Source organism: Amycolatopsis sp. NPDC033938, from assembly GCF_055575975.1.
This window is the reverse complement of the sequence record NZ_JBVIRO010000002.1, coordinates 62,526-82,328: the sequence shown is the minus strand read 5'-3', so window position 1 is coordinate 82,328 and position 19,803 is coordinate 62,526. Positions and strand designations below refer to the sequence as shown.

Here is a 19,803-nt window from a genome sequence, read left to right as displayed (position 1 = left end):
CGTCTAGCCCTCGCCCTCGTACTCGTTTTCCTCGTCTTCCAGGAGGTCGATGTCCTCCTGGCTCAGCTCCACCAACGACAGGTCCGACGGGGTGAACCCACCGTGCCCGGCGTCCTGGGCGGCGAGCGCCCGCAACGCCTCGAGCCAGAGATCCCCGAGTTCGGTGACCTCGGATTCGTCCAGCAGTTCTCCCGGCCACGTCAGCGACGCGCTGAACCGCGGGCCGTCCGCGGTGTCCTCGGTGACCGCGTTGATCTCCAGGACGTGCACCAACGGCAGCCCGTCGTCGCCGACCGCGGTGAGTTCCTCGGTTTCCGAATCGGCCAGCCACAGCTGTGCCTCGCCCGGCGCGGAGGTTTCGAACCGGCCGAGGTAGTTGAAGGCGATCTGTGGCGCGCCCAGGGCCGCGAGCCGGTCACGGGTGACCGGGTTCAGGTACCGCAGCAGACCGAATCCCAGTCCGTTCTCCGGTACTTCCCGCAGCTGCTCCTTGATCCGCTTGAGGGCGTCCCCGATCCGGGTGGAACCGGCACGCACCTCGTCCCAGCCGATCCGGCCGGGGTCGAGCCGCACCGGGTAGAGACTGGTGAACCAGCCCACCGTGCGGGACAGTTCCACCCCCGGGAGCACCTCTTCCCGGCCGTGCCCCTCGACTTCGATCAGTACCGAGCCGTCCTCGCCCAGCCCGCGCCGCTGCCGCCAGTGCCCGACCGCGAGGGCGAGCGCGGTCAGCAGTACGTCGTTGACGCCGGCGCGGAACGCCGCCGGAACCGTGGTGAGCAGCGGCGCGGTGTCCTCGACGGAAAGCGTGACGCCGATAGAGCCTGCTCCGCCGACCGTGTCGCGGCCGGGGTCCAGCGCGCGGCGGCCCATCATCGGGTCGGGTCCGTCGAGGGTGGCCGCCCAGAACGGCAGCTGCGCCACCCGCTCCGGAGCCCGCGAGGCCTCGGTGAGCGACCGCGACCAGCCCCGGTACGAGGTCCATACCGGTTCCGGAGCAGGCTTTCCGCCCTCGGCCAGTGCCTGCCAGGCGGAAGCGAGATCCGGCATCAGGATCCGCCAGGACACCCCGTCCACCACCAGGTGATGGGCGAGGACGAGCAGTCGCCCGGCCTCGTCCGCGCCGGCGTCGAACCAGACGAACCGCACCATGCGGCCCTCTCGCGGCGCCAGTCGCGCACGCGCGGCGTCCGCTTCCCGGACGAGCACCGTGGCGCGGTCCTCGGCGGTGAGACCCGTGATGCCGACCCGGTGCACGCAGTCCTCGGCCAGGACGGTCCCCGGCTCGGATACCTCCAAGGCCCAGGTGTCCTCGTCGTCGCCCCGCAGACGTGACCGGAGAACGTCGTGGTGATCCAGCAGCGCCTGGATCGCGCCGAGCAGCCGTTCCCAGCCCAGCTCGGACGGCACATTGACCAGCTTCGCCTGGTTGAAGCCGTCCACCGGACCGCCCGCCGCCAGGAACCAGTGCATGACCGGAGTCAGCGGCAGCTCACCCACCCCGTCTTCCGCCGCGACCAGACTCCTCTCTTCGAGTGTCCCGGCCACCGCGGCCAGCCCGGCCACCGTCTTGTGTTCGAACACGTCCCGCGGTGTGAAGACCAGCCCGGCCGCACGGGCCCGGCTCACCAGCTGGATGGAGACGATGCTGTCGCCGCCGAGGTCGAAGAAGCTGTCGTCCACCCCCACGGTGTCCAGACCGAGTACGTCGGCGAACACGCCGCACAGTGCTTCCTCGCGGTCGGTGGCAGGCGCCTGCCCGGACGACACCGCGGCGAAGTCCGGGGCGGGCAACGCCTTGCGGTCGAGTTTTCCGTTGACCGTCAACGGGAATCGGTCCAGTGCGACGAACGCGGCCGGGATCATGTACTCGGGCAGTGTCTCGCGCAGCCCGGCCCGCAGCAGATCGGGACCCGCCGCGCTTTCCGGGGTCACGTAACCGATGAGCCGCTTTTCCCCGGCTCGGTCCTCGCGGACGATCACCACCGCGTCGGCGACCGAGGGCAACGCGGCCAGCGCGGATTCGATCTCGCCGAGTTCGATGCGGAACCCGCGGATCTTGACCTGATCGTCCGCGCGGCCGACGAATTCGAGCTGTCCGTCGGCCCGCCACCGCACCACGTCGCCCGTGCGGTACATCCGGGTTCCGTTGGCACCGAAGGGATCGGCCACGAACCGCGTCGCGGTGAGCGGCCTCTGGCCGAGGTAACCCCTGGCCAAACCGGCACCGGCGACGTAAAGCTCACCGGCCGTACCCGGCGGCACCAGGTTGAGGTGATCGTCCAGGACGTACAGCCGGAGATCTCCGATCCCCACCCCGATCAAGCTGCCGTTGCCCGGCTCGGCGTCCTCGGCCCGCAGGGGCACGTAACTGACGTGCACGGTCGTCTCGGTGATGCCGTACATGTTGACCAGCACCGGGGCGTCGTCGGCGTGGCGGGCGTACCACGACGCGAGCCTGCCGAGGTCCAAGGCCTCGCCACCGAAGATCACGTACCGCAGGGCGAGGCCGGTGCCGGGTTCGGCGGCGTCGGCGGCGATGAGCTGGTAGAACGCCGACGGTGTCTGGTTGAGCACGGTGACCCGCTGCTCGCCCAGCAGCCGCAGGAACTGTTCCGGCGACCGGCTGATGTCGAAGGGCACCACCACGAGGCGGCCGCCGTGGAGCAGCGGCCCCCACAGCTCCCACACCGAGAAGTCGAACGCGTAGGAGTGGAACAGGCACCACACGTCAGACTGTCCGAAGTGGAACCAGTGGTCGGTGGCGGTGAACAGGCGTTCCACGTTCTGGTGCGGTATCACCACGCCCTTGGGCTTCCCGGTCGAGCCGGAGGTGTAGATGATGTACGCCGGGTGCTGCGGCCGCAGCGGCGCGACGCGGTCCGCGTCGACGAGGTCGGCGTCCGACAGCTCCGACAACTCCGCCTCCGTGGCGGCCGAGCCGAGGACGACCAGCGACGTGTCCGACGCGACCGTCCGCACCTCCGAGGTCGTCACGGTGAGCACCGGCCGGGCGTCGAGGAGCAGATACGCGATGCGGTCGGCCGGATAGTCCGGATCGATCGGCAGATAAGCGGCACCCGCCTTGAGCACCGCGAGCAACGCGACGACCAGATCGGCCGAGCGCGGCAAGGCGAGTGCGACGACCGACTCCGGCCCGGCACCGCGTCCGGCGAGCAACCGGGCGAGCCGGTTCGCCCGCGCGTTGAGCTCGGCGTAGGTCAACGACTCACCGCCACTGGTCACCGCGAACGCGTCCGGGGTACGCATGGCTTGCGCCTCGAACAGTTCGGGCAGGGTGTGCCCGCTCTCGGCGACCGGGGCGGTCCCGTTCCAGGCGGACAGGAGGTTGTGGCGTTCCTCGTCGTCGAGGAGTTCGACCCGGGACAGCGGCGCGTCCGGATCCACGGTCACGGCGGTGAGCAGCCGTGCCAACCGGCGGCCGAGCAGCTCCACCGTCCGGTCGTCGAACAGGTCGGTGGCGAACTCGATGACGCCTTCGATCCCGTCCGGCGCGCCGTCCCCGGTGAAGGTCTCGGTGAGGTCGAAGGTCAGGTCGAACTTGGCCAGCCGGGTTTCGAGCTCTTCCACCGCCGAGGTGAGGCCGGGGAGATCGAACTCGGGCGTGTCGGTGTTCTGCAGCACCAGCATCACCTGGAACAACGGATGCCTTGCCAGCGATCGATCCGGGTCGAGGATCTCCACCAGCCGGTCGAACGGCAGATCCTGGTGCGCGAACGCGGCGAGGTCGTCACGCCGGACGCGGTGCAGCAGTTCGGTGAAGCTCGGATCGCCGCCGGTGTCCGTGCGCAGCACCAGCGTGTTCACGAAGAACCCGACCAGCTCGTCCACCGCCCGGTCGGTCCGGCCCGCGACCACCGTCCCCAGCGGGATGTCGGTACCCGCGCCGAGCCGCGACAACAGCGCGGACAACGCCGCCTGCACCACCATGAACACACTCGCCTGGTTCTTCCGCGCCAGCGCGGCCATTCCGGCGTGCGCTTCCGCGCCGATCCGCCAGGACAGGGCGGCCCCGCGATGCGTGGCGATATCCGGCCGTGGCCGGTCCGAGGGCAGTTCGATGGCGTCCGGGATCCCGGCGAGCCGGTCCTGCCAGAAGCCGAGCTGCCGGGCGAACTCGCTGTCGGCGTCCACTTCGGACCCGAGCATCTCGCGCTGCCACAACGCGTAGTCCGCGTACTGGACCGGCAGCGGCACGAACAGCGGATGCTGCCCAGCCACCCGCGACCGGTACGCGGCGCTCAGGTCCCGCAGCAACGGCGTGAGCGACCAGCCGTCACCGGCGATGTGGTGCACCACCAACGCCAGCACGTGTTCGGTGGGACTCAGTTCGAACAAGGACGCCTTGAGCGGAAGGTCCACGGCCAGGTCGAAGGAGGCGCCGGCGGCCGTCCGCAGCCGGGCGGGCAGATCGGCTTCGCTGACCGGGTCCACGGTGAACCCCTCGATCAGCTGCAGTACGGCGGCGGCGGCTTCGAGGACTTCCTGGACGGGTTGACCGTTTTGGTCGGGGAAGACGGTGCGCAGGGCTTCGTGCCGGGCGACGACGTCCGTGATCGCTTCGAACAGGGCCATGCGATCCAGTTCGCCGGACAGCCGCACCGCGATCGGGATGTTGTACATCCCCCCGGCCCGGTCCAGCTGGTTCAGGAACCACAGCCGCCGCTGCGCGAACGACAACGGCACGAGCTCCGGACGCTGCCTGACCTCGATCGCCCGTCGCGCGGCGCCTGCTCGCCGGACGGTGCGGGCGAGCCCGGCGGGGGTGGGCGCCTCGAACACCGACCGGATCGGCAGTTCCACCTCCAGCACGGACCGCACCAGGCTGACCAACCTCGTGGCCAGCAGCGAATGTCCGCCCAGGTCGAAGAAACCGTCTTCGACACCGACGGTCTCCAGGCCGAGTATCTCGGCGAACACCGAACACAGCGTCTCTTCGACGTGGTCGGCGGGAGCACGCCCGCCGGTCGTGCCGACGGCGAACTCCGGATCCGGCAGGGCCCGCCGGTCCAGCTTCCCGTTGGCGTTCAACGGGAAGCCGTCCAGCACCACGAACGCCGCCGGAACCATGTACCCCGGCAGCGACGCACCCGCGAACGCCCGCACGTCGGCCACATCGTTCATGTCGAGACCGGTACCGGTCAGATAGGCGACCAGCTGCTTGTCACCACGCCGGTCCGCGCGCACCACGACGGCGACACCGTCCACATCGGAATGGCGGGACAGCACGGACTCGATCTCACCCAGCTCGATCCGGAACCCGCGCACCTTCACCTGATCATCGGCACGACCGAGGTAGTCGATTTCCCCCGCGGTCGTCCACCGCACCAGGTCGCCGGTGCGGTACATCCGCGAACCCGGAGCACCGAAGGGATTGGCCACGAACCGCTCGCCGGTCAATCCGGGACGACCCAGGTAGCCCCTGGCCAGGCCCGCGCCCGCGATGTACAACTCGCCCGACACCCCGGCGGGGACCGGACGCAGCCCCGCGTCCAGCACGTAGGCCTGGTGGTTCGACAACGGCTTGCCCGTCAACGCCGCCCGGGTGAGTTCCTCGTCCCCCGCCGACCGCCACTCCAGGCAGTACACCGTCGCCTCGGTCGGACCGTAGATGTTCGCGATCTCCGCGTCCGGAACCGACCTGCGCACCTGGTTGAACACCTTGGCCGGCAAGCCTTCGCCTGCCAGCACCACGGCGCGGGCGTCCAGTTCCACCCCCGCGGCGAGCACCTGCGCGAACACCGACGGCACACCGGAGACCAGACCGCCGGACCAACCGCCCCGCTCCAGCAGCGCGGGCAGGTTCTCCACCAGTTCGACCCGGCCGCCTGCCGCCAGCGGGGCGAACAGCTCGAACACCGACACGTCGAAGTTCAGCGAAGTCGACAGCAACACCGAGGCGAGCTGGTCCGCCGGGAAATACTCCAGCGCCCAGCACACCAGATCCACCACACCGCGGTGGTCGATCGTGACGCCCTTGGGCAGACCGGTCGAACCCGACGTGTAGATGACGTAGGCGAGGTTGCCCGGCGACACCGAGCCTCGACGATCGGCGTCGGTCAAGGTCGACGCGGGCTGTCGCCGCAGCTCCTCGGCCAGCGCGGGGTCGTCCAGCGCCACCAGCGCGGTTCGCTCGGGCAGCGGCGGAAGGTGCGCGCCGAGTACCGAGTCGGTGAGCACGCACACCGGCCCGGCGTCGGCGAACATGAACGAGATCCGCTCCGCCGGATAGCCCGGGTCCACCGGCAGGTAGGCCCCGCCCGCCTTCAGCACCGCCAGCAACGCCACGACCGCGTCCGCCGAACGCGGCAACGCCACCGCGACCAGCGACTCCGGACCGACGCCGCGGTCCACCAGCACCCTGGCCAGCCGGTTCGCCCGCTCGTGCAGCTCGGCGTGGGTCAGCGAATCCTCTCCACAGACCACGGCGGTCGCCTCGCCGTGCCGGAGCGAGGAGGTCTCCAGCAATGCGGTCAGCGTGGTCAGCGGGAAGTCCCGCGCCGTGTCGTTCCACGCGACGGTGATCCGTTCGCGCTCGGCGGGTTCGAGGATCTCCAGCGCGTCGATCGGGGCGTCGGGATGGTCGGCCACCTCGGCGAGCAACCGCCTCAGGCGGGCGCCGAGCGAGTCGGCCGTCTCGGGATCGAACAAATCGGCGGCGTACTCGATGGAACCGGTCAGCCCGTTCGGCACACCCGAGTCGTCCCGGGTCTCCTCGATGTCGAACCAGAGGTCGAATTTGGACACGGTGGTGCGCATCTGCTCGAGGCTCGGCCGGAGACCGGGCAGGTCCAGCTCAGGCTCGGGGGTGTTCTGCAGCACCAGCAACACCTGGAACAGCGGATGCCAGGCCAGCGAACGCTCCGGGTTGAGCACCTCCACCAGCCGCTCGAACGGAACGTCCTGATGGGCGTAGGCGGACAGATCCGTCTGTCGCACCCGCTCCAGCAACTCACGGAACGTCGGCTCGCCCGAGGTGTCCGTCCGCAACACCAGCGTGTTCACGAAGAACCCGACCAGATCGTCCAACGCCTCGTCGGTACGACCGGCGACCGGAGTGCCGATCGGGATGTCGGTACCGGCGCCCATCCTGGTCAACAGCGCGGAAACCGCCGCCTGCAGCACCATGAAGACACTGACCTGCGACCGCCGGGCGAGCGCGGTGAGCCGGGCGTAGGTGTCGCCGTCCAGCGCCCAAGGCACCCGGCCGCCCCGGTAGGAGGCCACCGCAGGCCGCGGGCGGTCGGCCGGCAGTTCGAGCACGGACGGCAGCCCGGCCAGCCGATCCCGCCAGTACCGGATCTGCTCGGACTGCACACTGTCCGGATCCGTCTCGGAGCCGAGCATTTCCCGCTGCCACAAGGTGTAATCCAGGTACCGCACCGGCAGCGGGGCCTGCCGAGGAGCGTCGCCCGCGAGCCTGGCCCGGTAGGCGACCTCCAGATCACGCAGCAACGGCGCCAGCGACCAGCCGTCCCCGGCGATGTGGTGCAGCACCACGAGCAGGACGTGCTCGTCGGCGGCCAGTTCGAACAGCCAGACCTTGATCGGCGGCTCCGTGCCCAGGTCGAACCGGCAGGAGGAGGCCGAAGCGAGCCTCTCGTCCAGCGCGGCCTCGGTCACCCGCTCGGTCGTGGTCGCCGCGGCCAACCGGGATACCGCTTCCTCGACGTCCAGCAGCAACTGCCCCGGTTCGCCGTTCTCCTCGGGGAACAGGGTGCGCAGCGGTTCGTGCCGGGCGAGCAGATCCCCGAACGCGGCGCGAAGCGCGGCCTCGTCGAGGTTTCCCTTGAGCCGCAACGGCAGCGGGATGTTGTAGACACCGCCCGCCTCGTCCAGCCGGTTCACGAACCACAGCCGCCGCTGGGCGAAGGACAACGGCGGCACCTCGGGCCGTTCCCTGGCGGTGATCTTGAGCCGGGCGCGTCCGGCGTTCTCGACCAGCCGGGCCAGCCCGGCGACCGTGGGCGCCTCGAACACCGACCGGATCGACAACTCCACGTCGAGCGCCGAGCGCACCTTGCTGACCAACCGGGTGGCCAGCAGGGAATGCCCGCCCAGATCGAAGAAGCTGTCGTCGACGCCCGGCCCGTCGTCGAGCCCCAGTACGTCGGCGAAGACCCCGACGAGCAACTCCTCGACCGGACCTCGCGGAGCGCGGCCGCCGGAGTCCGCCACACCACCGAAGTCCGGGGACGGCAGGGCTTTCCGGTCCAGCTTGCCGTTCGGGGTGAGTGGCAGCGCGGGAAGAACGACGAACGCGGCGGGAACCATGGAAGCGGGCAACGCCGCCTCCGCGTGGGCACGCAGCTCCGAACCGTCGACAGTGTCCACTTCGGACTGTGGCGGCACGACGTAGGCGACCAACCGCTTGTCACCCGGCCGGTCTTCGCGGACCACGACGGCGAGCTGGGCGACGGCCGGATGGCGGGACAGGACCGACTCGATCTCGCCGAGCTCGATCCGGTGACCCCGGATCTTCACCTGATGGTCGCGGCGTTCCAGGAACACCAGGGCGCCGTCCGGGAAGGCGCGCACGTAGTCACCCGTGCGGTACATCCGGGCGCCAGGACGCGGGCTGTACGGGTCGGCCGTGAACACCGCCGCCGTCCGCGCCGGATCGGCCAGATACCCGCGGCCGACGCCGGTCCCGCCGACGTACAACTCGCCAGGGCTGCCGATGGGCACCGGCCGCAGCCGGTCGTCGAGGACGTAGAGCCGGGTGTTGCGCAGTGCCTTGCCGATCGGTACGACGTCCGTGCCGACCATTTCCGGCCGGTCGATCACCGCGTGCGTGACGTCGTCGGAGCATTCGGTCGGTCCGTAGGCGTTCATCATCGGGATGTCCGGGTAGCGCTCCAGCCAGCGCGCGCACAGGTCGGCGGGCAACGCCTCACCGGTCACCAGCAGCCAGCGCAACTCCGGCAGCCCGAGCCGGCTCCCATCGGCCTCCCAGGCATCCAGCACCGCGCGCAGCAGCGACGGCACCACTTCGAGAACGGTGACCTTTTCCTCGGCGACGCGCCGGAAAAGAGCCTTCGGGTCCACGGCCAGCGCCCGGCGCACGACACGGGTGCGACCGCCGGCGACGAGCGCGGCGAGCATCTGCCAGATGGAGATGTCGAAGGTGAGTGGCGCGTTCTGCACGATGACGTCGTCCGCGGTGAGCCCGCAGTCGTCCACCTTGGCCAGCAGGTGGTTGACCATGCCGCGGCGATGCACCATGGCGCCCTTGGGCTTTCCGGTGGAGCCGGAGGTGAACAGTACGTAGGCCAGGTCGTCCCCGGCGCCGAGGACGGGCAGCAGATCGGTGAGCTCGTCGCGGGAACCACCGGTCACCACCACCTCGGCGGCATGCCCGGCCTCCGCGACGAGCGATTCGCCGTATCCGGCCAGCGCCGGCGAGCACAGCACAAGCCGGGCGCCACAGTCTTGGAGGAGGGCGGCGGACCGGGCGATCGGGGCGTCGACGTCGATCGGCACGTAGGCCGCGCCCGCGCCGAAAACGCCGAGGACCGACGTGATGAACCCGGCGCCCGGTTCGGTGGGCAGCGCGACCAGCGTGTCCGGCCCCGCGCCTGCCGCGCGGAGCTCACGGGACAGCGCGCTCGCCTTCCCGACCAGCTCGGCGTAGGTGGTTTCGCCGTCGTCGTCGACCACCGCGACCGCGTCCGGGGTGTGGCGGGCGAATTCCCGCACCCGCTCCACGACGTCGGTGAACTCCGCCGGTTTCCCGGTGTCGTTCCACTCGACGAGCATCCGGTGCCGATCGGCCTCGGAGACCAGATCGAACCGGGACAGCGGGACGTCCGGCTCGGCCACCAGCGCTTCGAGCAGCCGCAGCAGGGCCGAAAGGTGCGCCTCGATCTCCTCGTCCCGGTACAGCGACTCGTTGCCGTCGAAGTCGATCCGGACGCCGCCACCGTCCATCCGGTCGTAGGCGGTGATCTCGATGTTGTCGAGGACCCCGTTGGACAGGTTGTGCGCGGTGACGGGATGTCCGCCGAAGGTGACGTTGTAGTCGAACGGCATGATGTTGACCACGACGTCGGCCAGCTGGTCCGCGCCGCCGACCAGGTTCAGGTCCCGCAGGATGTCCTCCTGCCGGTACCGCTGGTGTTTCAACGTCTCGCGGGCCTCTCGGGTGGTCCTGCGCAGGACCTCGCCGAAGGTGATCGCGGGGTCGATGTCCAGTACCAGCGCCAAAATGTTCGACGCCATGACCGGGGTGCTCTTGAGGACCTTGCTCGTGCGCGCCGCCACCGGGAACCCGACGGGCACCACTCGCGCGCCGGTGAGCAGGTGCAGGTACACGCCGACGACCGCGGTCAGCGCGACCGACCAGTTGCTCGCGTGCGCCCTGGCCACCGTGCGCAGCCGGGCCAGCAGATCCGGGTCGAGGTAGGCGGTGCGGCGCACCGGGCGGGCACTGGCCGGCGCGCTGCCGGCGGTCACCCCGACCGGCGACGGCCGATCGGCCAGCCGCTGCGACCAGTACCGCCGATCGCGTTCGAAGGCGGGCGAGGACCGGTACTCCGCCTCGTCGGCGAGGCATTCGTCCAGGGAGGCGAAGTAGGGCTCGCGGTACTCGGTGCCCGAGACCAGCGCGGTGTAGATCTCGGCCAGCCGTCCGGCGAAGATCCGGCCGCTGACGCCGTCCGAGGTCAGGTGGTGGGTGCGCTGGTAGTACAGGAACTTCTCGTCGGCGACCTGGAACAACGCGTCCACCGCGAGCGGGACGTCCGGTTCGAACTCGCGGTAGAGGTTCTCCCGCATCCAGGCTTCCGCGTCGGCCGACGGGTCGGCGTGGCCGCGGTAGTCGAAGCTGAGCAACGGCCCGTGGTCCACCGGGTACTGCCAGACCCCGTCGTCGTCCTCGACCACCCGGACCCGTGCCGTCTCCGCTTCGAGCGCGGTACGCCGCAGCGCCTCGTCGAACAGCTCCACCTCGATCGCACCGTGGATCTCGAGGTACTCGGACATCACGAAAAGGTTGTCCGGGTTCAGCTTCTGCGCGTACCAGATTCCGCGCTGGGCGGCCGAGAGCGGCCGAAGTCGACCTCGTGGAGCTTCCTGCATCGCTACTGTTCTCCGTCTCGCTTCTCCGGTTTCACCGACCACTTGCCGAGAACCGGCGAAGGCCGGTTCCGTTCGTGCTACCGCGTCCAGCGGCGCAGCACGACGACGGCGTTGTGCCCGCCGAATCCGAAGGAGTTGCTCATGACCACGTCCACGTCGTGCCGCTGCGCTTCGTGCGGCACGAAATTCACCTTGTCGTCGATCGGCCGATGACAGTTGATCGTCGGCGGCACGATCCCGTTGTTGATCACCATCGCGCCGACCATCGCCTCCACCGCGCCGGCGGCGCCGATCATGTGGCCGGTCATCGATTTGGTGGAACTGATCGGGATCTGCTCGGCCCGTTCGGCGAACACCGCGCGGATCGAGTCCAATTCGGACTTGTCGTTCAGTAGCGTGCTGGTGCCGTGCGCGTTGATGTAGTCCACATCGGACGCGGGAATCCCGGCGTCCGCCAGCGCACCGCGCATCGCCGCCCGCACCCCGCGGCCCGCCGGATGCGGCGCGGTCCAGTGATGGGCGTCCGAGGTCGACGCGTAGCCGATCACCTCGGCGAGCACCGTCGCGCCGCGGGCCAGCGCGTGTTCGGCCGATTCCAGGATCAGCACTCCGGCACCGGCGCTCATCACGAAGCCGTCCCGGTCGGCGTCGAAGGGCCGCGACGCCTCGGTGGGCTCCCCGGTCCTGGTGGACAACGCCTTGGCGTTCCCGCTCCCGGCCAGGTCGATCCGGGTCAGCACATGCTCGGCGCCGCCCGCGATCACCGCGTCCACCACACCGCTGCGGATCCAGCGAGCGGCTTCCCCGATCGCGTCGGTGCCCGAAGCGCACGCGCTGCTCATCGCCCTGGTCGGCCCCATGACCCCGAACGCCAGGCTGATCTCGCCCGCCGCGCTGTCGATCGCACCGGTGATCGGGGCGAACGGGCTGACCGCGCGTGGTCCCTTGCCTTCGAGTTCGGTCACGTGTTTGACCAGCGAGCTCATCGGCCCGTACCCGCTGCCGATCAGCGCGCCCACGCGGGCGCCGTTCTCCTCGTCGATGTCCAGCTTCGCCATGCGGAGCGACTCGCTGGCCGCCGCGAAGGCGTATTGCGCGTAGGGGTCCATGCGTCGAAGCTGTTTGTGCTCCAGATACCGCTTGGGGTCGAATCCGGTGACCTCTCCGGCCAGATTCGTCGGCAGATCATCGGCCTCGATACAGGTCACCGTGCCGATCCCGCTCTTCCCCGCGATCAGCGCCTGCCAGGTCTCGTCGGCGGTGAGGCCGACCGGGGTCACCGCGCCCCAGCCGGTGATCACGACCTTCCGGCCCGCTTCGTTGCCAGGAACGGACATCATCTGCTCCTTTCGGTAGGTGGCCACTGCTCCGCCGCCTCGCCTGTCACGCCGGACCCGGCAGCACGGGAAAGTCGCCGCCCGCCTTGGCGCCGCCGAACATCGAGTCCGCCAGGCGGACGGGCATGTTGAGCACGACGGTTTCCCCGGCGGCGCAGAGCTTCGCCGCCTCTGTCACCTGGGAAACGAGGGTTTCCCTGTCGGCCACGGTGAACTGACGCAGTCCCGGCAGGTCCGGCGCGCCGACCCGGGTCATCGCTTGATCCACGAAAGAGGTCCCGGGGATCGGCTGGTCGCGCTGGTCCAGCTGAGCCTGCAGCCAGCCGTATCCGCCGTTACGCAGCACCACGTAGAGCACGCCCCGGCCCATCGCGGTCGGCAGGTCCGCGGCGAACAGGCCGAACGCCCCGTCACCGACGAAGGCGACCACCGGCCGGTCCGGCGCCGCCTCCTTCACCCCGATGGCGGCGGCGGCACCGAAACCGAGGCTGGTCTGCTCCGAAGGCACCACCGAGCTCGCCTCGCCGTCACAGGCGTAAAGCGGGAATCGATAGGACCACATGTCCTGCAAGCCGTTCTCCTGCACCAGGATCCGGTCGCCGGGCAGCACCGTGTCCAGTGCCTCGAGCAGCTCGGCGATCGCCGGTTCCGGCTCGGCGCGCAGCTTCACCAGCGCATCCTGGTGCGCCGTACGCAATTCGCGGTGGACCGCGCCGACCCGCGCGGTCCACGCGGTGGCTGCGGCGTCTTCGGGCGCGTTCGTGAGCAGGGCGTCGATCACCGCGCCCGCGTCGGCGAGCACTGACGGGCCGTCGAACTCGGCGCTCAGCTCCGCCTCGGCCACGTTGACCTGGATCACCGGGACGTCCTTGCCGATCCGCTCCGGCCAGCCGAAGGTCGCCGTCTCCTCCAGCCTGCTTCCCAGCGCGAGCACGCAGTCCGCGTCCATCCACAAGGGACCAGGCGGCTCCGGCGTGTACAACCCGGACAGTCCACAGTAGAGGGAAGACGTCTCGTCCACCACGCCACGCCCGCTCGCGGTACAGGCGATCGCGGCACCGAAGGCCTCGGCCAGCCGCTCCACCCGGCGATCACCGTTGCGATGCCGCATCCCGCCGCCCACCAGCAGAATCGGCCGGGCCGCGGCGCCGAACGCCGCCACCGCGGGCGAGTCACCGGCCAGCGTGATCGTGGCCGGACGTTCCGGCTCAGCTCCCGTGAGCACGGCCGGGAGCGGGATCTTCTCGGTCAGCAGGTGATCCGGCAGTTCCAGGTACACCGGACCCGGGGTGCCACCGCGCGCGACGAGTATCGCGCGGCGAAGCATCGGGATCAGCCTGCCGGGGTGATCCACCCTCGCCGCCCACTTCACCAGTGGCCGGACCACGGAAAGCTGATCAAGCTCTTGAAACGAACCGCTGCCCTGGCGGTCGGCCGAAGTGCCACCGGACAACACCAGCACCGGCGCGGCCGAACCGCGGGCCTCCAGTAGTCCGGTCAGCGCGTTGGTCACCGCGGGCCCCTTGCCCAGCACCGCCACGCCGAGTTCGCCGGACTGGACGGCGTAACCGGTGGCCATGAACACGGCGTTGCGCTGATCGCGGCACAGGACGAACCGGATACCGGCCTCCGCCATCGCGCCCAATGCGTCGAGATCGTCACCCGGCAAGCCGAAGACGGACCGTACCTCCGACACGCCGAGTGCGAGGGCGGCCGCCTTCCAGCAACCCTCGATCGTTCGCTCCGATGCGGTGCTCATGTGCTGCTCCCGATGTCCAGTGGCCGGATCAAGCGATCTGCTCGGTCGCGATGACCGGTTCGGACAGGTGGTCGGCCACCGCTTTGCTGAGCAACAGCGGCTGCGCGTAACGCTTTTTGCCGATGGCGGCGTAGTTGGCCCTGATCCCGGTTCCCCCGAACGGGCTGTTGCCGCTCTCCACCTCGATCAGGGTTTCGTTGACGCTGACGGTGTGCCGCCGCCGGAGCAGTTCCACCGTCTCCGGCATCCGGCCGAACACGGTGGCCGCCATCGCCCGCTCCTCGAAGTACGGGTGGTCCACCATCTCGTGCAGCCACTCCTGTGAGGTGAACGGCACCACGTTGAAGATCGGCGCGAACAACTCGGGCGGGTTCACCTTGGTGTCCGCCTGCCGGATCAGCACGGTCGGCCGGAGATGGTTGTCCACGAAGTTGACATCGCCGCCCGCGGCGAGGAACTCCCGGTTCTTGCGCAGGTACTCCATCGAGGCGTCGAACGCGTCCAGATAGAACATCGAGCCGTACTCGGCGAGCGGATCCTCGAACCGGCCATGGCGCAAGCCGGAGACACGCCGGCAGAGCAGATTGCAGAACTGGGCGCTGATCGAGGTGTGCACGAAAACCACGTCCGGGCCGAAGCAATCCTGCCCGGAGTTGAGCATGCGGACCCGCAGCAACCCGTCGACCGCCTTCGGAAGGTCCGCGCCAGGGCCGACGATGAACGGGTTGACCCCCTGTCCGAAGTAGAGGAACAGCTGATCGCGGCGCAGCCCCATCCGGATCTTTTCGGCGTTCTTGTACGTGCCGGTGAACACCAGCACGTCGGACCTGGCGCCCTCACCGTTGAGGAACTCCGCCTGCTCACTGTCGTCCAGCACGATCGGCAGACCGTGCGCACCGGAGAGCAGCTCATGCAGCTTCCGGGTCTGGTCGTCGATCCGCCGTGACGGGCGGAACACCACACGCTCGCTGTAGAGACTGGGGATCAGGAGGTACAGAACGTAGCTGTAGAGCGGGATGTTCGACGGCATCAGCACGCCGACCTGGCTGATCGCCCGTGGCTCATGCTCCGCCACTTCGGCCACCGCGCCTTCCAGCGCGCCGATCGAGGCATCGACCTCTCCGTAGGCGGTCTTGTAGTTGCAGACCTCGGTGAGCACCTCGATCACCTCGGACCGCCGATTCCGCAACACCTCCACCACCGCGGCCAGTCGCTCGACCCGGTCGGGGAACGGGATCGACGCCAGATCGTCCGCGGAAGCACCGACACGTCCCACTGAACGGAATCCTTTCACTCCTTCGAGCGCGACCGCGCTCGAAGCCATGTCCTTGATCGCCTGCAAATCCACTTTTCCGTTGCTCTTCACCGGGAATTCCGGAAGCACCACGATCCGGTTCGGCCGCTCGTACTCGGCGAGCAACTTGCCCGTGACCCGGCGCCAGTGCGCGGCAGGCTGCTCAGCCGGATCCGCGACGAGCAGTACCAGCTGGGTGCCCCGCGCCTCGTTCTCCACCGGGACGAGCCGGACCGGCGCACCGCAGCCACTGAGCTTGTCCGCGATCGCGTCCGGGTAGAGGGTGTGCCCGAACCGGTGCACCGCCGACTTCCGGCCCAGCACCCGCAGGTTGCCTTCCTCGTCCAGGAAGCCGATGTCGTCGGTGTGGTAGTCGAGCTGGTCGACCGGACGCACCAGACCACCGGGTTCGAGCGTCCCCGACATCAGGTCCGGGGTGCGCACGACGACCTCGCCGACCACGCCCGCCGGAACCTGCTTGCCGTTCTCGCCGAGCACCCGTACGGCGACACCGGCCAACGGAGGTCCACAATGGACAGGGCAGTCCGGGCCGGCTAGGGCGATGTTGCCGGCCTCGCTGCTTCCGTAACCGTCCAGCAACGGCTTGCCGACCCTGGCGGCGAACCGCCGCCGCAGGTCGTCCCCGAGTGGTTCGCCGCCAACGCACCACATCCGCACCGAATCGACGAACGACGCCATGGACCGGCGCCCTTCCGTCATCCGCAGCATGGTGCGATAGGCGGCGGGGACGGCGTCCACCACGGTCACCCCGCGCCGGGCGATGGTCTCCAGCGCCCGATCGATCCGATTGCTGGGCACGACGGTCAACGTGGCGGCGGACCGCCACCACAACAGCAGCATGGAGAGCCCGTACTGGTGGGTGAAGGGCAGCAACGGCAACAGCACGTCGCCTGCCGTGTAGCCCATCCGTTCGTGAGTGCGCCGCACGTTGTTCAGCACCGACGCGCCGCCGCGGAAGATTCCCTTGGGCACACCCGAACTGCCGGAGCTCCACACCAGCAGCGCGTCCGGCCGGGCGGCCCAGCGCTCGAAGGTCAGCTCGTCACCGCGCTCGATCTCCTCGCCCGCCTCATCGAGGGCCTTGGCACGCGCGCTCAACCGGGCGAGGGACAGCCAGCCCTCCTCGACCTCGCCGAAAGCGGCGTCCAGCCGGCTGTGGTCGGAGAGGAACCAGCGGGCACCCGACTCCGCGACGAGCCGGGCACACTCCGCGTCCGGGATCTTCCGGTCGATCAGCCCGACCGAGACACCCAGCTCCATCAGCGCGAACAGGGTCAGCACGAACTCGGCGGAGTTTTCGGCCGAAAGGACGACACGGTCCGATTCGGACACGCCGTGCTCGCGCAGTACGTGGACCAGGGTGAAACAATCCCGCACTGCCCGGGTCGACGAGATCTCCTCATCTTGCTCGTTGACAAGCATGGCTAATTCGACTCCCGATGCCTCGTACTGACAGTGGATGGCGCTTCGCAACAGAGCGGGCAAAGGACACGAGTCCGGCCTTCGTCACCACATCGATTTCGGCGAGATCGTTGCTTCCGTAGAACTACGACCTTCGGATGAGGACTGCCTACCGGCGTCCCACGAAAGGAGGATAAATACAGCCGAGATGAGGTGTCAAGACACCTATCGCAATTTTTTCCACTCATCACACGGACCGAAAAATGCGGAAATACGCCAATGGCCGCAATTGTTTCGGGCAGCTTCAGCCACCCGAAACAATCACGACCACCAGTACGCGCGATCCGGCGCGCGTCGCCTCAAACCACGTCGCCGTAGACCTCTTCCACCCATTCACTCCGGTACACCGTGCCGAGGTAATGTGTTCCGAAATCCGGGGAAATCGCGACCGTCACCAAGTCCCCGCCGTCCCACCGGTCCAGCCAGGAGAGCGCTCCCGCGACCACCGTTCCGGTGGAGCCGCCGAACAGGAACCCCTTTCCGGCCAGACGGCGGCACATGCGCACGGTGGCCACCTCGTCGACCACCACCACGTCGTCGACCAAGGACTCGTCGAAGATGCCAGGGCGGATCCCGTTGCCAAGCCCCGGAATGGCACGGGGCTTCGACGGCCCCCCGAACAGCGTCGAGCCGACGACGTCGATCGCGACGATCTTGGTCTGCCGCCTGAACTCCCGGAAATAGCGGGCACACCCCATCAGCGTCCCGGTCGTCCCGGCACCGACGAAGAGCACATCCAGGTCGGGGAACTGTTTCGCGATCTCCGGCCCCGTGCCGGTGAAATGCGCACCCCAGTTGTCCGGGTTCCCGTACTGGTTCAGCCACACATAGCCGGTGTTCCGCGCACACAACCGGCGGACGAGATCGATCCGCGCGCCGACCAGACCCCGTTCGCCGTCCGGCTCGGTCACGACATGCACCTCGGCGCCCAAAGCCAGCATCTGCAGGCGCATCGTCTCGTTGCACCGTGAATCGGTGACACAGATGAATTCGTAGCCCCGGCTCGCGGCGATCATGCTGAGCGCGACACCGAGGTTTCCCGAGGACGATTCGATGAGCGTGGAACCGGGCGCGAGCAGTCCCCTGTCCTCCGCTCCGTTCACCATTTCCTGCGCGGCCTTGAACTTGATGGAACCGGCGAAATTGAATCCCTCGCACTTCAGATGCAGGGACCGGCCCAGCGCGTGCCCGAGATCGATGTAGAGGTCATTGGCGTTGAAGTCCTCCGCACGAGTAATGAGCGTCACCCCTGCCACCTTCTCTTGTAGTCGTCACTGAACCCACGTCCGCCTCGCGCCCTCTCAGCCATGACGGCTGAGTTCGGAGAAGAATCCGTCGATCGGCGTGAGGCGACCCGCCGTCTCGAGTTCGCCATAGACGTACCGGCCGACGGCGAGATCCAGGACGCCGAGACCGAACGGCGAGAAGACCACCGTCTCGTCACGGGGTACCGAGAGGCTCCCGGTGAGTACGTCGTGGAGCGTGCCGCCGAGGAAGTCGCGGTGCTCCAGCCGTTGCTCGAGCAGGTGGACGGAGGTGTTCGCCTTGAGGCAGTGCTCGACGTCGTCGACCACGTTGAACGAGGACTCGATGACCTCGGGCGACAGGTCGCGCAGGGAGATGTGCAGCACGAGAGGGTGGTGGTCGAACCAGCTCGGGTCGCCGAGGTACGGCTCGGCCGCGGTGGTCGTGAGCACGATGAGTTCGCTGGCCCGGATCAGCTCTTCGCTCGTCTCGTAGACGGCGGTGGCGCCGCCCGGCCCCGACCGGTCGAGATAGTCACGGAAACCGGCCGCGTACTCCGGCACCTGGTCGTGCACGCCCAGCTCGTCGAAGGACCAGCCGGTGTCCACCAGGTATCGGTGGACGTACCTGGCGATCAGCCCGGCACCGAGGAAGCCCACCCTGGCCGGACGTGACCGGTCCTTGCTCAGCACCTCGGCGGCCAGTACCGCGGACGCGGCCGTGCGTGCCGCGCTGATGATCGAGGACTCCATGCAGGCCAAGGGATACCCGGTCTCCGGGTCGTTCAGTACCAATACGGCCGAGGCGCGCGGAATGCCCTTTTCCAGGTTGTCGGGAAAGCTGGAGATCCACTTCATCCCGTCGACCGGCTCGGCTCCGCCCAGCGACGCGGGCAAGGCGATTATGCGCGCGTTGGGACGGTCATCGAACCGCAGAAAATACGAGGGCGGATTGACCGTTTCGCCGCCTCCGTGCAGCCGATAGGCATTCTCCACCACCGAGGTCAGCGCCTTCGCCTTGCCATCGAGAGCCCACTGCACCTGGACACCCGGCACCACTACGAAGGCGGGGACTTCCACCGGAATCGAGTTCAAAGGAATGCCTCCACACTGTCCGAAAATCCATTCGAGAAGAGGAACGCAGCACAATGCCCGCCCCGCCGCTCTTGATCGGACGCGCCCTGTCGACAGGCCTTGCCCGCGTTGTTCCGCCCTCGCCGAAGCGGCGTCTCGAGCACGAGTGAACCGGAACCGGCAGCGCCTCGCCAGTAGCCGAAATTCACCCATCCAAGGGATGACGCGGGCAGTTTGATACACACAGCGTCACTTCCGAACTCCGCTTCGGTGAACTTCGGGGTCATCCGACCCGAGCCTCTCGTTGATGCTGTTTACACGCTCCGTATTCGACGGAGGGTGCGAAGATCCGCATCTTCCGCACGGATTCGCCGGTAACAGGAGAGCGCTCCCACCTTCTGTCATCACAGAGCGCTACCATCTCCCGGGTAAATATTCCGCTAACGGCGCGAATTGCGCAAACATCCGACAGTCAAGTCACCGGCTCCGCTCACGAGCGCCGGTTTCCTAAGA

The 19,803-nt window shown here is 68.7% G+C and carries 6 protein-coding genes; all 6 read right to left on the bottom strand.

Annotated elements, in window-relative coordinates; all coding sequences use genetic code 11:
- Positions 1-3: 3 nt before the first annotated feature.
- The gene (locus tag ACZ5ZX_RS07095; RefSeq protein ID WP_465501117.1) at positions 4-11,100 is read right to left on the bottom strand and encodes an amino acid adenylation domain-containing protein; all 11,097 of its coding nucleotides are present in this window, start codon (positions 11,098-11,100) and stop codon (positions 4-6) included.
- A gap of 77 nt (positions 11,101-11,177) precedes the next feature.
- Positions 11,178-12,440 carry a beta-ketoacyl-ACP synthase II gene (gene fabF / locus ACZ5ZX_RS07090; protein WP_465501116.1) on the bottom strand — a complete coding sequence of 421 codons (1,263 nt, stop codon included), beginning with the start codon at positions 12,438-12,440 and terminating at the stop codon, positions 11,178-11,180.
- A 43-nt stretch (positions 12,441-12,483) separates the two neighbouring features.
- Positions 12,484-14,196, bottom strand: a complete 1,713-nt coding sequence (locus ACZ5ZX_RS07085; protein WP_465501115.1) for a thiamine pyrophosphate-binding protein — start codon at positions 14,194-14,196, stop codon at positions 12,484-12,486.
- 28 nt (positions 14,197-14,224) lie between these two features.
- Positions 14,225-16,933 (bottom strand): aldehyde dehydrogenase family protein, encoded by a 2,709-nt coding sequence (locus tag ACZ5ZX_RS07080; RefSeq protein WP_465501114.1) that lies wholly within the window; start codon positions 16,931-16,933, stop codon positions 14,225-14,227.
- 338 nt (positions 16,934-17,271) lie between these two features.
- The gene (gene sbnA, locus ACZ5ZX_RS07075) at positions 17,272-18,219 is read right to left on the bottom strand and encodes a 2,3-diaminopropionate biosynthesis protein SbnA (protein WP_465501113.1); all 948 of its coding nucleotides are present in this window, start codon (positions 18,217-18,219) and stop codon (positions 17,272-17,274) included.
- Positions 18,220-18,273: 54 nt separating this feature from the next.
- Positions 18,274-19,296, bottom strand: coding sequence for a 2,3-diaminopropionate biosynthesis protein SbnB (gene sbnB / locus ACZ5ZX_RS07070; RefSeq protein WP_465501112.1), 1,023 nt, complete (start codon positions 19,294-19,296; stop codon positions 18,274-18,276).
- Positions 19,297-19,803: the final 507 nt, after the last annotated feature.